The sequence below is a fragment of the Klebsiella sp. CN_Kp066 genome (assembly GCF_040065135.1).
GTDB classification, from domain to species: Bacteria; Pseudomonadota; Gammaproteobacteria; order Enterobacterales; family Enterobacteriaceae; genus Klebsiella; species Klebsiella oxytoca.
The window spans coordinates 30,636-44,433 of the sequence record NZ_JBEAIU010000046.1 but is presented as its reverse complement, the minus strand read 5'-3'; the positions used below and the strand labels follow the sequence as shown (position 1 = coordinate 44,433).

The following is a 13,798-nucleotide window of genomic DNA, read 5'->3' as shown; positions in this document are numbered from 1 at the left end:
CCCCCAGCACCGTGGCGAAGATGCCGAACTGCGCCGCCGCCCCCAGCAGCAGGGTCCGCGGGTTGGCCAGCAGCGGACCGAAGTCGGTCATCGCCCCGACGCCCATAAAAATCACCAGCGGGGCGATGCCCGAGCCGATGGCGACCTTATAGAAGATGGCCAGCACCCCGGCGGAGTAGCCCATATCCACGGCGAGGTCCTCCATCTGCCCCTGCACCGACGGCAGGGCCAGGGCCAGCGCCTCTTTGATGGCGTGGACGTCCGGCGCGCAGTTGAGCTTCGCCGCAATCACCGCCAGCTGCCCGGCGTCGTGGTGGGCCAGCAGGCTCTCCAGCGCGGTCAGCGCCAGCCCGGCTTCCGGAATGTTCGACAGCAGCCCGCCGAAGCCAATCGGCAGCAGCAGTAACGGCTCGAACTTCTTCGCTATCGCCAGCCACAGCAGCAGCAGGCTCACCAGCAGCATGACGGCCTGGCCGGTGCCGAGGTGCATCAGCCCCATGCCCTGAATCAGGGCGTTCAGACTTTCCATTTCGCGTCCTCTTCCTTACGCCAGGCTCAGCAGGGTGTCGCCCACCGCCACCGCATCCCCGGATTTCACCGCGATACCGCGCACGGTCCCGGCCTGTGCGGCGCGGATTTCGGTTTCCATCTTCATGGCTTCCAGAATCAGCAGCACGTCGCCTTCGGCCACCGTCTGGCCTTCCGCGGCAATGACCTTCCAGATAGTGCCCGCCAGCGGCGCGGTCACCGGCGTGCCGGCGCCTGCCGGGGCGGAAGAGGCAGCCGGCGCGGCGGCGGTCAGCTGGCTGATATCGCCGCCGTCGCTGACCTTCACCACAAAGGCTTTGCCCTCCACTTCCACGGTGTAGACGCCGGAGGCGGCAGCTTTTACCGGGGCAGGAGCAGGCTGCGCGGCTTCCGCCTGCGGCACCGGCTCAAACGCCGCCGGGTTGTGGCGGTTCGCCAGGAACTTCAGGCCGATTTGCGGGAACAGGGCCACGGTCAGCACGTCGTCGATGGCGTTCTCCGCCAGAACGATGCCCTTCTCCTGCGCCTGACGTTTAACATCGGCTTCCAGCTGCGCCAGCTCCGGCTTCAGCAGGTCCGCCGGGCGGCAGGTGATGGCTTCTGCGCCGTCGAGCACGCGGGCCTGTAAGGCAGCGTTGACCGGGACCGGAGTGTGGCCGTATTCGCCCTTCAGAATCCCGGCAGTCTCCTTCGCGATGGTTTTGTAGCGCTCGCCGGTCAGCACGTTCAGCACCGCCTGGGTGCCGACAATCTGCGAGGTCGGGGTGACCAGCGGGATGAAGCCGAGGTCCTCGCGCACGCGGGGGATTTCCGCCAGCACCTCATCCAGACGGTGGGCGGCGTTCTGCTGCTTCAGCTGGCCCTCGAGGTTGGTGAGCATCCCGCCCGGCACCTGGGCCACGAGGATACGGCTGTCGGTGCCCTTCAGCTGGCCTTCGAAGGCGTGGTATTTCCTGCGCACCTCGCGGAAGTACGCCGCGATGCTCTCCAGCCTGAGGATATCCAGCCCGGTGTCGTGCTCAGTACCCGCCAGCGTCGCCACCAGCGCCTCGGTGGCCGGGTGGCCGTAGGTGGCGCTCATGGAAGAGATGGCGGTATCAACGCCGTCAACCCCCGCTTCAATCGCCTTCAGCAGGGCCATCTCCGCCATCCCGGTGGTGGCATGAGCATGCAGGTGCAGGCGCACGTCATAGCGTTTTTTGATTTCGCTGACCAGCGCAAAGGCGGCCCCCGGGGTGAGAATGCCCGACATGTCTTTAATCGCGATGGAGTCGACGCCGGTCTCCAGCAGCTGTTCGGTCAGGTCAAGCCAGGTCTGCAGGGTGTGGGCCGGACTGGTGGTGTAGGAGAGCGTGCCCTGGGCATGAGCGCCGTGGCTGCGCACCGCCTGCAGGGCGGCTTTCATGTTGCGCGGGTCGTTCATGGCGTCGAAGACGCGGAACACGTCCATGCCGTTTTTGACGGCGCGCTCAACGAAGCGCTCCACCACGTCATCGGCGTAGTGGCGGTAGCCGAGCAGGTTCTGGCCGCGGAGCAGCATCTGCAGGGGGGTCTTCGGCATGGCCTTTTTGAGCTCGCGCAGGCGGACCCAGGGGTCCTCGCCGAGGAAGCGGATGCAGGCGTCAAAGGTGGCGCCGCCCCAGCACTCAAGGGACCAGTAGCCCGCGTCGTCGAGCTGAGCGGCGACGGGGAGCATATCGTCGAGGCGCAGGCGGGTGGCGAAAAGGGACTGGTGGGCGTCGCGCAGGACGACATCGGTAATGGCAACGGTCATGGATTCCTCCGTGAATTAAGGGTTAAGTCGGCGATGGTGGTGGAGAGCGGCGGCAATCACCGGCTTCAAGCGGGCGAAATCGTCAGCGTGCGCGGCGGCGGGCGCAGGTGCCGCCTTCGGCGCGACAGCCGGTTCGGGGAAGAAGCGGTTGACGGCGGCGGACATGCCCTGGATGGCGAAAATCAGCAGAAACAGAAACGCCAGCACGAACCCCATGCCGAGGAACATCAGGGTGAAGCCTTCACCTAATAGCAGTGCTGCATCAGTCATAGAATAGCCTTCGAGCAGGAGGCACGATAATGATGTTATTTATCCCCGTCGTCTTTCAAGTTGCTTCTTTGTTGGCCAGGTTCATTCACCCCAGCCACTTACTTGAGTAAGCTCCTGGGATTCTCTCTTGCCGCCTCAAAGCAACTCAAAATCCATGGGGTATATAACGAAAATAATAAGGGTGGATTTCCCTGAACCGCCCCGGTCAGAGTCCCTGTTTATTACCGTCATAAACATAACGCCATCATTATCGTGCGAATGATATAAATCAGATTATTTGATAAAACTTACGTTCTGGCATATTTCATCAGCGACAATCTCTTTACGCTGATTGAAAATAACTTTGTTCTGTTCAAACAGGTTATTACCATGCGTATCAATAGAAACAATTAACGGGCCAAACTCTTTCACCCGGCATACCCACAGCGTTTCCGGCATTCCAAGATCGCGCCACTGCGCATCTTCAATCTCTTCCACGCATACTGCCGCCACTACCGCACAGCCTGCCGGGAATACGCAGTGCAGCGCTTTATGCTCCGCACAGCCCTCTTCGGTGCCTTTCCCCATTCCGCCTTTACCAACGATTAATTTCACACCCGTTTTGGCAATGAATTCTTTTTCGAATTTTTCCATGCGCATACTGGTGGTTGGACCAACGGAGACCATTTCAAACTTATCGTCTTCGCCTTTAATTGGGCGGACGATTGGACCAGCGTGCAAAATAGCGCCACCGTTAACGTCTACGGGTAATTCGCGGCCACCTTCAATTAAGCGACGGTGCGCCACATCGCGACAGGTAACAATATGGCCATTGAGGTAAATAATATCGCCAGCTTTAATATCGGCTAAATCTTCATCTTTAATTGGCGTGGTAAGAATTTTTTTAGTCATCAGAAATTCACTCCGCTGTGAGACGTAATGGTGTAGTTCAAGTCTTTATCAAAAACGATATGCCCTTTACGGTGCGACCAGCAGCCGACGTTCACCGCCACTCCGATGGTGGATGGATGGCGCGCGGTGTTTTCAATATTCACGCCCATAACGGAAGTATTACCGGACATGCCCTGCGGCCCGAGGCCAATTTTATTGATGCCGTCTTCAAGCATTTTTTCCAGCGAAGCCGCACGCTCATTCTCATTATGCGAACCAATCGGACGCATCAGCGCTTTTTTCGACAGCAGCGCCGCCGTTTCAACGGAAGTCGCCACGCCCACGCCCACCAGCAGCGGCGGACACGCGTTCAGGCCATAGCTGGTCATCACATCGAGGACAAAGCGAGTGACGCCTTCATAACCCGCGCCCGGCATCAGCACCATCGCTTTCCCCGGCAGGGAGCAGCCGCCGCCCGCCATATAGGTATAAATGCTGCACTGGTCGGAATCCGGGACAATCTCCCAGAATACCGTCGGCGTCCCTTTACCCACGTTTTTGCCGGTATTGTATTCATCAAAAGTTTCGACGCTGTTATGGCGCAGCGGAGAATCGACGGTCGCTTTGATCACCGCTTCACGCAGCAGCGCTTCCAGTTCGCCGATCAGCGGGAAGTTCGCCCCGCACTCCACCAGAAACTGAATCACCCCGGTATCCTGGCAGGAAGGACGATCGAGCTCTTTCGCCAGGCGCTGGTTCTCAATCATGGTCGTAAAGATGACGTCGGCCAGTTTACTGGTCTCTTTTTTATGCAAATCTTCCAGTTTTGCAGTGACGTCATCGGGCAAGACTTTGCCGGTGTATCCCACAAACTTGGCCATAATATTGGTCATATGGGATATCTGTTCACTTTTGCTCATAAATGCTCCTTAGTCAGAACAGCTTCCGTGAGTTACGGATGAAACGGGAAAAGGATTGGCAGCAGAATCAGGCTGACAATAGTGGAAACGATAATCAGAGGGATGCCGGATTTGGCATAGTCGACAAACTTATATCCACCCGCCGACAGCACCATCATGTTGGCAGGCATACCGATTGGGGTGGCATAGGCGCAGGAACTGCCAATCACCGTGGCCATCAGCACGGCGCGCGGATCGGCCCCCATACCGGCAGCAATCGACAGGCTCACCGGTACCAAAAGCGCAACGGTCGCAGTATTGGACATAAAGTTGGTCATAACGACGGATAGTGCGAAAACCACCACCAGCAGCATGAATGGCGAAGAGTTGTTCCCCAGCATGCCGATAACCTGATCGGCAACCAGCTTTCCGGCACCGGTCATTTCCAGCGCTTTTGCTAACGCCAGGGTGCCGCCGAAGATAAAAATAGTTTGTGAATCAATGGCTTTATAGGCCTGCTTTTCGCTCAGCACCCCGGTGACTACCAGCACCAGCGCGCCAATACAGCCCGCTACCGCCAGGCTAATACCGGTCTGTTTTTCGAAAATCATGCCCAGGATCGTGGCAATCAAAACGACCAGCGACAGGATCTGCTTCCAGCGCGGAACGTGGCTGTAATCGCGCTGTTCACCGATGCTGCCGACTTCGCTGCTATTCGGGTTATTGGGCAGAAACTTATAGCCAATCGTCAGGAAATAAATGATGCCGCAAACCAGCATCGGTAGACCCACTTTGGCATATTCAAAAAATCCGAAACCGCTGCCGATATTCTGCAACGCCGATTGTGCAATCAGATTGCCCGGCGCGCCGATCAGCGACAGGTTGCCGCCAAGCGCTGCGGCAAAAACCAGCGGCATCAGCAGACGAGAACGGGTAAAGCCGGATTTCGCCGCCACGCCGATGACGACGGGGATCAATACTGCGGCAGTACCGGTATTTGAAAGAAAGCCGGACATCACGCCGACCACCACCATAATCGTGAAAATCAGCTGCTTTTCAGTTTTGGCGAAGTGCGTAATCACGCCGCCAACTTTATTCGCCATCCCGGTTTCAAATAGCGCGCCGCCGACGATGAACATAGCGACGAAAAGAATAACGTTGGTGTCGATAAAGCCGGCAAAAGCCTGTTTGAGGTCAAGTACGCCGGTGAGAACCAGCGCTACGCAAACCACCATCGAAGTGACCGCAAGGGGAATTTTCTCCCACACGAACATGGCGATAGCAAACACCAGCAAACATAGAGTAATGGTAATCGGTTCCATATTTATAATTGTCCCATCAATGATATATGATATTGTATCCAATATTGACGAGAGGGAAATTATTCCCATGCAAAGAGTAAGTCAATGCGTTTTTCAGGAAAGCGTCAGGAGTGCGATCTTTATCAAAATATCGCGAAAGCAGTCACTTAGCGTAATTAATTGAGCAGATAAATAAGTAAGACGCCTGTAGCGATCGTACAGGCGGGGGGCGTCAAGCGCCGGGATCGTCAACGTAGCGCGTCAGCATATTCTCCATCGAACGGATAATATGTTCGCGCATTCGCAGGCGCGCCAGCTCTTCATCATGCTGCTCCAGGGCCTGTAAAATGCCCTTGTGCTCGCGTATCGAAATGGAAGCGTACTCTTCCTCAGTGACCTTATGTCCCATCGACAGCCCGTTCCACATATTGCTGAGCAAGAGCTTCATTTTAGCATTTCCGGCCGCATTCCATATCTCCATATGAAAGGCCTGATTCATGTCGGAATATTCAGCCGAGTTATTTTCGGCCAGCGCTTTTTCTGCCGAGTAGTGCACTTCGGCAATTCGCGAAATGTCCGTCCCGGGACGAGAGGCTTTAGCGACCGCTTCACTCTCCAGCAGCGCGCGAATCTCATAATGCTCGCGAATCGTTTGTTCGTTGATCCCCAGCACGACCGCCCCTTTATTGGGCCGGACTTTAATCAGCCCATCCGCGGCCAGGATCTGAAATGCTTCACGCACGGGCATACTGGAGACGCCGACCATGCTGGCGATCCCTTCAAGGGTAATTTCTTGCCCTTCAACTAAATCGCGCGACAGTATAGCTTTACGTAATACTGCCGCGACCTGCTCTTTCGCTGAAAGAAGCTTAATTTTCCCTAATCGAGGCTTCTGCACTTTCCCAATCCTTCATGTGTTGACGCATTATTTCTGCCAGAGAGAGGAAATAACGCTGCGTTTCCTGCGCGATCTCATCACCATCGCCCCGACGGATAGCGTCCATCAGAGAGCTGAGTATCTGCGCCGATTCCTGATTATCCTCTTTCAGATACAGAATGACATAGCTGATATAGCCATCCAAAAACTGCTGATAAATCTTTTGCAGATAGCGGTTATCAATATATGAAATTAGCGTCTGGTGGAACGCCAACTCCCGCGACCGCTCACCCGGATGCGCCAGCGCGCGCGCGCGCGCAGCGAGCGATTCGCCTGCCGCCGCGGGCACCAATAAAAAAAGCTCCGTGGCCATCACCGCAATTGCCCGAAAAATGTGGCTGACATGGTCAGGCTCCAGTTTCGCGACCTGCATATGGCGGTTTGGCAAGCGCACCAGAAACCCTTCCTGCTCAAGGGCCTGTAGCGCTTCCCGAACCGGCATACGAGAGAGCCCCAGCTGTTCCGCAATACTTTCCTGCGCAAGCTCCTCTCCGGGTTTCATCCCACCGGAAAGGATCTCATAACGGATCATCTGAGTAATGTGGTCCCTGGTCTGCTTTCTTTCAATTTTTTTCACGATGTCCTCATTTGTAGCCGCTTAAGACGCGGGGGAGTTTAGCAGATTTACCAGGCGGGTGAGTCATTCAGAGGCAGGAGAAAACCATAAAAAAGCCGGAACCCAGGTCCCGGCTTCTCTTTTTATGCCAGATTATTTATTCACAAAATCTTCGCCAAGGGCGATATCTTTCTGCAACGTATCCAGCATCCCTTCAAGCGCCTGTTGCTCAAACGCACTGAGTTTGCCAATAGGCTGACGCTGCTCTACGCCATTTTTCCCCAGCAGTAGCGGCTGAGAGAAGAAACGGGCATATTGACCATCACCTTCCACGTAGGCGCATTCCACCACCCCTTTCTCTCCCTGCATGGCGCGAACTAAAGAGAGACCAAATCGGGCTGCGGCCTGACCCATCGACAGGGTTGCTGAGCCGCCGCCAGCTTTGGCTTCAACGACTTCAGTACCGGCGTTTTGAATACGTTTAGTCAGATCCGCCACTTCCTGCTCGCTGAAGCTCACGCCTGGAATTTGTGATAATAAAGGAAGAATAGTTACGCCTGAGTGGCCGCCGATTACCGGAACCTCAACATCGGATGAAGATTTGCCTTTCAGTTCCGCCACAAAGGTATTCGAGCGGATAATATCCAGCGTGGTTACGCCAAACAGCTTGTTCTTGTCGTAAACGCCGGCTTTTTTCAGCACTTCTGCGGCAATCGCCACGGTGGTATTCACCGGGTTGGTGATAATCCCGACGCAGGCCTGCGGGCAGGTTTTAGCAATTTGCTGAACCAGATTTTTCACAATACCGGCGTTAACGTTAAATAAATCGGAGCGATCCATACCGGGCTTACGCGCTACGCCCGCGGATATCAGCACCACATCCGCGCCTTCGAGTGCAGGGGTGGCGTCTTCGCCGGAAAAACCTTTGATTTTTACATCGGTAGGGATATGGCTAAGATCAACCGCCACGCCCGGAGTTACCGGAGCGATGTCGTACAACGAGAGTTCTGAACCTGAAGGCAGTTGGGTCTTAAGTAGTAGGGCAAGCGCCTGGCCAATTCCACCAGCGGCGCCGAGGACTGCAACTTTCATCCTAAACTCCTTATTATGGTTAAAATAATCTTTCGTTACTCCGTCGCCTGGACCTTAATTCACAAGATGAACAATTACAATAAGTATGGCTGAAGAATGCGTGGTCGTGCGCAGCGATGCAGCAGCTTCGCATTTTCCTCCCTGAGACTGACCATCCAGCAAAGTAGTACCGGATCGACTATTGGTTACAATACACCCAGCGTATTAAGCAGAACAACATCATTTAATAACATTTCATTTACTTTTGTAGCAACTCACACGCCGTGACGAAGGCATGTTCCTTATTAGAGTTTTTTGCTAAAATATGCGCCCTTCATAACATTATTTACGCTTCTCCCCTGTGGATTATTTGCATAAAAATGCATTGTTATGCATAATGATGTTGTTTTTACCACCATAATTGGGTGACTTATGCGAAGTTCGGCAAAACAAGAAGAACTGGTTAAAGCGTTTAAAGCGCTGCTTAAAGAAGAAAAATTCAGCTCTCAAGGTGAAATCGTCCAGGCACTACAGGAAGAAGGCTTCGATAATATCAACCAATCGAAAGTCTCACGTATGCTCACCAAATTTGGCGCTGTACGCACGCGCAACGCCAAAATGGAAATGGTTTACTGCCTGCCCGCCGAGCTTGGCGTCCCGACGACCTCCAGCCCGCTGAAAAATCTGGTGCTGGATATCGATTATAACGATTCAGTCGTGGTCATTCACACCAGCCCTGGCGCGGCACAGCTTATCGCCCGGCTTCTCGACTCGCTTGGCAAGGCTGAAGGCATCCTCGGGAGTATTGCTGGTGATGACACCATCTTTACCACCCCGGCCAGAGGTTTTACCGTTAAAGAGCTGCATGACGCTATTCTCGTTCTGTTTGAGCAAGAACTCTGATCCCCTCCCCTCAGGTTAACGCCAGAGGGGAACCCCTCAAAAAATTATCATTCCTTTAACATTTTGTGTGTTTTTCCGCTTCTATACATTCATTTACTTGATGAAATTAACGTAAGCGCACAAAAGATCAAATTATCCTATCTTCATGATTTAAATAGCTATAAAAGCAATCCATGTCGAAAAAATGACATTTCTAATACTTATACGTTATAAAAAAGACGTTTCTTTGTAATTATTTACATGAAAAACAATTAGCAAGGTATTAATATTTTCAGTTATTAGTGTATACTTGATTTTGTGATGAGGGTCACGAAACAAAAGACCCCAACAAAAAGATTCGACGAGGTGAACATCATGAAAATCAAAACCACTGTAGCTGCATTGAGCATCCTTTCCGTTCTCTCCTTTGGCGCCTTTGCCGCTGACTCTATCAACAGCGAACAGGCTCAGGGCCGTCAGGCAATCGGCACCGTTTCCGTCGGCGCAGTAAGTTCTTCCCCGATGGATATGCATGAAATGCTGAACAAAAAAGCGCAGGAAGAAGGTGCTTCTTCTTATCGCATTATTGAAGCACGTACCGGTGACCACTGGCACGCAACGGCTGAACTGTATAAATAAGATTTAACGATTGTCGGTCATTAACTAAACAGAATCTCTTCAGCGGCCTCAAGTTGATTACAACTTTCCGCCGCTGAAAATATGAAGGTTGGAGAAAAGATTATGAAAAGCGCAATTATCATCGCATCCCTGGGTCTGGCTTCCGTTCTCTCTTTCGGTGCAAACGCCGCCGTTAACCAAGTGAACGCAGAACAGGCGCAAAATCTACAGTCCATGGGCACCGTTTCCGTTTCTCAGGTAGGCAGCGCACCGATGGATATGCGTCAGGAGCTGGCGGCTAAAGCTGAAAAAGAAGGCGCCAGCAGCTACCGCATCATTGAAGCCCGTACCGGCGATAACTGGCACGCTACGGCTGAACTGTACAAATAAACCCTCGTCGTCTTATCCGACGACTTGCCCCCGCTCTGTCGGGGGCTTTTTTATGAATGCCGCACATTAAAACGAAGCTCTCCTTCCAGCTCCTCTTCCGCCTCATCAAAAAGCAGAATTAATGCGCCGAATCGGCGTCGCTGATTATCGCTTAAATGAATAAACTCAATCTCCAGCGGTAGCGGCAGCAACCCGGCGATCACCGCATCCCATAATGAATCAAGGTTGTTCACTTTCTCACGCTCTAAGTGAAAAGTACGTGAAAACTCGCGATAAAAATCCTGCTGCTCAGCTATTTCGTCAAAATCAAAGGTATAGGTAGTCGTCATTGCCCGCATCCTGTCCACACCTGCAGCTCGTCTTAGCCCGATATTCCGGCGTATCGTCCCACTCTGCTGGAGGAATTCGTTTTCTGACGATTAAGTATAGCGATAAAAAAACCGACGCTTCAGGCGTCGGTTATGGATGCTAGCTGTTGGTGAGTACGTGCTGATACTTATGCAGCATATCCACCAGCCTTCGTACCGGCTCGGTCACCTGGGAAGAGGCTTCCCAGTGCTGTAATTTTTGCTGATAGATATCCAGTTCATCAAGCAAACGGGCAAAATAGTAGCGACGCTTATCATCGCTCTTCGCGGAAATGACGCGATCCGCCGTGCGACGCAGCTGCCGGTGAAAGGCGGACAGATCGTCGTTTATCGGTACCGGTGCATCGCGCAGCCGCTGATGGGCAATAATCAGGGTTAATGCCAGACGAAAGCGCGCGATGTCGCCAGGAAACTTATTCAGCAATAAAAAAAGCTGACGATACAGAGCGGGCAAATGGTTCTCTTTACGTCGCGCCGTATTGGTGGTCAACGATGATACCGCTGCCGAGACAAACTGGTTAAGCAGCACGCGTCCGGTGCGAGCCTGGGAGTTATCACGCACCAGCAGGATCACCATCAGCGCGAGGAAGCATCCTACGATCTGACCTAAGGCGCTATCAAGAAACTGGTTGAATTCAAACTTCATCGGGTTGTCGAGCACCAGGATATTAATCGTGCTGGCCAGCGCGCCCAACGACCCCAGGCGCCGCTTCTGTACCTCGATGCCGATAAAAAATGCCATCACCGCAAGGCTAATGCACAGCAGCAGCATACTTTGCTGCGTCGCAGGCATAATTACCAGGAAAAACAGCGCGCCCAGAGGTAAAGCCGCCAGCGTGCCGTAAAGGAAATCAATAGCCACCATCCGCGGATTCGGCAAACGCATCGCTAAGGCCGTAACAACCGCAATCATCACCATCGCCCCGCTTCCCGAGGTCCAGCCGGTCCATAGCCAGAACAACGTACCGAGGATACAAGAGATAGAAGTTCGCCAAAAGTTCACCATCGCATGATGGCGCTCGGCGGATTCCGCCTTCACCACCACTTCGCCCTGCAGTACTTCCTCTTCAATACGGCTGATTTTGGTATTGCCGACCACGCCCCGCTTCAAAAGCAGATAGCGCGTCGCAGCACCTACCCAGCTGTAGATCGTCACCGGCGTATTATGCTCCCCCTTCCAGGTCAAAAAGCGGCGCATACGTTTTAGCTGACGGTGCACGTCCTGCACGGTCTCAACCGGTTCAGCAAAGAGCTCCCGATAATCATCCGTCACTATCTCAGGCCGGGTGTTCTGAATCAGAAAGGTTTCACAGGCCTGAGTAATCAGGGTCAAAGAGAGGGTGTTGATCGCCTTCAGGCGTTGATTCACTTTAGCCCAGCGCGAAGACTCCATGATCAGGTTGGCGCGCATCCCCTCCAGCCCGTTGGTACGGCGTACCAGGGCGCTCCAGGCCTTATCGACCTCATCTTTATCGCCATGGGCCACGCAAAGCTGCATCAGGCGATATTGATCGATCAGCAGGTTATCCAGCTCAAGATCGATCTCTTTTTTTATCGATCGCGGAGAAAACAGCAGATCGGCCACAATGGCGCTGACGATACCGATGACAATCTCACTGCATCGTTCGACGGCGAACTGCGGCGCCAGCATCGGCTCTTCGTGAATAGTGATAATAATGATGAGCGCGGTATAACCCGCCAGACCCCACGCATAGGAGTTCTCAACCCGCACCAGCGAGGAGATCCAGGTACAGAAGCCCGCCCACAGGCAGCAGACCAGTACCATCAACAGCGGGGCGCGGATCATCAGGATGATAATCGCCAATGCGGCGATACAGCCGATAAAGGTGCCGACGATACGCAGCATCCCGCGATAGCGAATGGCGCCGGAGTAAGGCTCCCCGCCTGCGGCAAATGCCGGACCGGCAGCAACGATCGCTGCAGTAAGCACCGCCCAGCGCGGAGTTTCCAGCTGAAAATGAAAACCGACGAATAACGCCAGCACCACCGCGCAGGCTAACTTAACGGCGAAGCGGAGATGCCGGAGTTCGATGGTGAAGATCCCCATGGCGATTAACCGAACTCACGCAGGCGCATCGCCAGTTTCTGGAAGAAGTTTGCCTGACTGGTATCGCGATCCTCTTTACCCGTGATCACCACCGTCGCCGTGGTGCCCGCTGGCCAGAGATTGCCCTGCTGCTGATCAAGGCGAATACGTACCGGTACCCGCTGCGCCAGGCGCACCCACTCAAGATTAGAATCAATAGAGGCCAGCCCTTTTGAATCGCTGCTGCTGCTGGCATTGGTGACGCCAGCAGCGATGCTGTCGACGGTCCCCCTGAGGGTATGTACGCTTCCCAGAGGGGTAATTTCAGCACGAAACCCGGGGCGCACGCCTTCAAGCTTGGTCTCTTCAAGATAGGCCATGACATAGAAGGTATTTTGCTTCACCAGCGCAACCGCGGTGGAACCTCGGGTGATAAACTCGCCGCGGTACACGTTCAGGTTGGTCACCCAGCCATCGGCCGGAGCGCGAATCACCGTCCGTTCAAGGTCAAGCTTCGCCAGATCGCGACTCGCCGTCGCTTTGGCTAATTGATGTTCAACGGTTTGCAGGACGTTATTCGCCTGGTCTATCTCTTCCCGGGACATGGCCTGGACGCCAAGACGGTTACGACGACCGGCTTCCACGCGCTTCTCCTGCGCCAGAGTCTGGTAATAGGAGACATCGGCTTCGGCCTCTGCTAACGCTTTCTGGTAACGCGGTTGGTCAATGACGAACAAAACCTGGTCTTTCTTAACCAGTTGGTTATCCTTGATATTCACCTGCGAAATCAGGCCGGAAACATCGGGAGCAATGGCTACAATATCCGCACTAAAGCGCGCATCGCGCGTCCAGGGCGATGCGGTGTAGTACACCCATGCGCGAAAAATCGCCATAAATGCAAGGATAACCAGTATCACAGTGATTGCGGTACGGAGGATATTTCTTGTTAGTGTTTTCACATCAACCTCAAACGAACAAACGTGATATCAGATAAAACAAGCAGCAATATAGCGCGGTATTGAACAGGGCCGGGTGCCAGACAAAATCATAGATGCCCGTTGGAACCAGCAGGCGGTGCACCAGCCAGAAGACGGCGAGCGACAACAGCAACTCAAAGAAGATCGGCGGAAATGACAAGCCGAAAATCACAATGACAGGAAACAGACTCATGATGACCTTGATAAGAAGCGTGCAGGTGATATGCGCAATGCGTTTATTATTTAGCTAACTATATAGTACCGTAACAATTGCAGCCTTATCTACAATGTGTGATCTAAATCACTTTTA

At 53.8% G+C, this 13,798-nt stretch carries 16 protein-coding genes; 3 read left to right on the top strand and 13 right to left on the bottom strand.

Features of this window, described 5'->3' with window-relative positions; all coding sequences use genetic code 11:
• The 9 genes from ABLV75_RS18910 to mdh all read right to left on the bottom strand — a co-directional run.
• On the bottom strand, positions 1-529 hold a 529-nt coding region (locus tag ABLV75_RS18910; RefSeq protein ID WP_348855086.1), incomplete at its 3' end, for a sodium ion-translocating decarboxylase subunit beta.
• A 15-nt stretch (positions 530-544) separates the two neighbouring features.
• Positions 545-2,302 carry a sodium-extruding oxaloacetate decarboxylase subunit alpha gene (gene oadA / locus ABLV75_RS18905; RefSeq protein ID WP_348855084.1) on the bottom strand — a complete coding sequence of 586 codons (1,758 nt, stop codon included), beginning with the start codon at positions 2,300-2,302 and terminating at the stop codon, positions 545-547.
• Positions 2,303-2,317: 15 nt separating this feature from the next.
• The gene (locus ABLV75_RS18900; protein ID WP_004106216.1) at positions 2,318-2,572 is read right to left on the bottom strand and encodes an oxaloacetate decarboxylase subunit gamma; all 255 of its coding nucleotides are present in this window, start codon (positions 2,570-2,572) and stop codon (positions 2,318-2,320) included.
• Positions 2,573-2,845: 273 nt separating this feature from the next.
• Positions 2,846-3,463 (bottom strand): L(+)-tartrate dehydratase subunit beta, encoded by a 618-nt coding sequence (gene ttdB / locus ABLV75_RS18895; protein ID WP_004106218.1) that lies wholly within the window; start codon positions 3,461-3,463, stop codon positions 2,846-2,848.
• Positions 3,463-4,362 carry a L(+)-tartrate dehydratase subunit alpha gene (gene ttdA, locus ABLV75_RS18890; RefSeq protein ID WP_004106220.1) on the bottom strand — a complete coding sequence of 300 codons (900 nt, stop codon included), beginning with the start codon at positions 4,360-4,362 and terminating at the stop codon, positions 3,463-3,465. The genes ttdB and ttdA overlap by 1 nt, the downstream gene beginning before the upstream one ends.
• 32 nt (positions 4,363-4,394) lie before the next feature.
• Positions 4,395-5,663: an SLC13 family permease gene (locus ABLV75_RS18885; RefSeq protein ID WP_004106221.1), complete on the bottom strand. Its 1,269-nt coding sequence runs from the start codon at positions 5,661-5,663 to the stop codon at positions 4,395-4,397.
• A gap of 211 nt (positions 5,664-5,874) precedes the next feature.
• The gene (locus tag ABLV75_RS18880) at positions 5,875-6,540 is read right to left on the bottom strand and encodes a GntR family transcriptional regulator (protein ID WP_004106222.1); all 666 of its coding nucleotides are present in this window, start codon (positions 6,538-6,540) and stop codon (positions 5,875-5,877) included.
• Positions 6,512-7,156, bottom strand: coding sequence for a GntR family transcriptional regulator (locus ABLV75_RS18875; protein WP_004106223.1), 645 nt, complete (start codon positions 7,154-7,156; stop codon positions 6,512-6,514). The genes ABLV75_RS18880 and ABLV75_RS18875 overlap by 29 nt, the downstream gene beginning before the upstream one ends.
• Positions 7,157-7,288: 132 nt before the next feature.
• The gene (gene mdh / locus ABLV75_RS18870) at positions 7,289-8,227 is read right to left on the bottom strand and encodes a malate dehydrogenase (RefSeq protein ID WP_004106224.1); all 939 of its coding nucleotides are present in this window, start codon (positions 8,225-8,227) and stop codon (positions 7,289-7,291) included.
• A gap of 411 nt (positions 8,228-8,638) precedes the next feature.
• Here mdh and argR point away from each other — a divergent pair, with 411 nt between their 5' ends.
• The 3 genes from argR to yhcN-B all read left to right on the top strand — a co-directional run bounded on the left by argR (position 8,639) and on the right by yhcN-B (position 10,096).
• Positions 8,639-9,109: a transcriptional regulator ArgR gene (gene argR, locus ABLV75_RS18865; protein WP_004106225.1), complete on the top strand. Its 471-nt coding sequence runs from the start codon at positions 8,639-8,641 to the stop codon at positions 9,107-9,109.
• 354 nt (positions 9,110-9,463) lie between these two features.
• The gene (yhcN, locus tag ABLV75_RS18860) at positions 9,464-9,727 is read left to right on the top strand and encodes a peroxide/acid stress response protein YhcN (RefSeq protein WP_004106226.1); all 264 of its coding nucleotides are present in this window, start codon (positions 9,464-9,466) and stop codon (positions 9,725-9,727) included.
• A gap of 102 nt (positions 9,728-9,829) precedes the next feature.
• The gene (yhcN-B, locus tag ABLV75_RS18855) at positions 9,830-10,096 is read left to right on the top strand and encodes a DUF1471 family stress response protein YhcN-B (RefSeq protein WP_004106229.1); all 267 of its coding nucleotides are present in this window, start codon (positions 9,830-9,832) and stop codon (positions 10,094-10,096) included.
• Positions 10,097-10,146: 50 nt separating this feature from the next.
• Here yhcN-B and ABLV75_RS18850 read toward each other — a convergent pair whose 3' ends face one another.
• From ABLV75_RS18850 to aaeX, 4 genes are all read right to left on the bottom strand, one after another.
• Positions 10,147-10,425, bottom strand: coding sequence for a barstar family protein (locus tag ABLV75_RS18850; protein WP_004106231.1), 279 nt, complete (start codon positions 10,423-10,425; stop codon positions 10,147-10,149).
• Positions 10,426-10,564: 139 nt separating this feature from the next.
• Entirely contained in the window at positions 10,565-12,532 is a 1,968-nt protein-coding gene (gene aaeB / locus ABLV75_RS18845; protein ID WP_004106233.1) for a p-hydroxybenzoic acid efflux pump subunit AaeB, read from the bottom strand.
• 5 nt (positions 12,533-12,537) lie between these two features.
• On the bottom strand, positions 12,538-13,470 hold the full coding sequence (aaeA, locus tag ABLV75_RS18840; protein WP_004106235.1) for a p-hydroxybenzoic acid efflux pump subunit AaeA: 933 nt from the start codon (positions 13,468-13,470) through the stop codon (positions 12,538-12,540).
• 7 nt (positions 13,471-13,477) lie between these two features.
• Positions 13,478-13,681 carry a p-hydroxybenzoic acid efflux pump operon protein AaeX gene (gene aaeX / locus ABLV75_RS18835; RefSeq protein WP_004106237.1) on the bottom strand — a complete coding sequence of 68 codons (204 nt, stop codon included), beginning with the start codon at positions 13,679-13,681 and terminating at the stop codon, positions 13,478-13,480.
• Positions 13,682-13,798 lie beyond the last annotated feature (117 nt).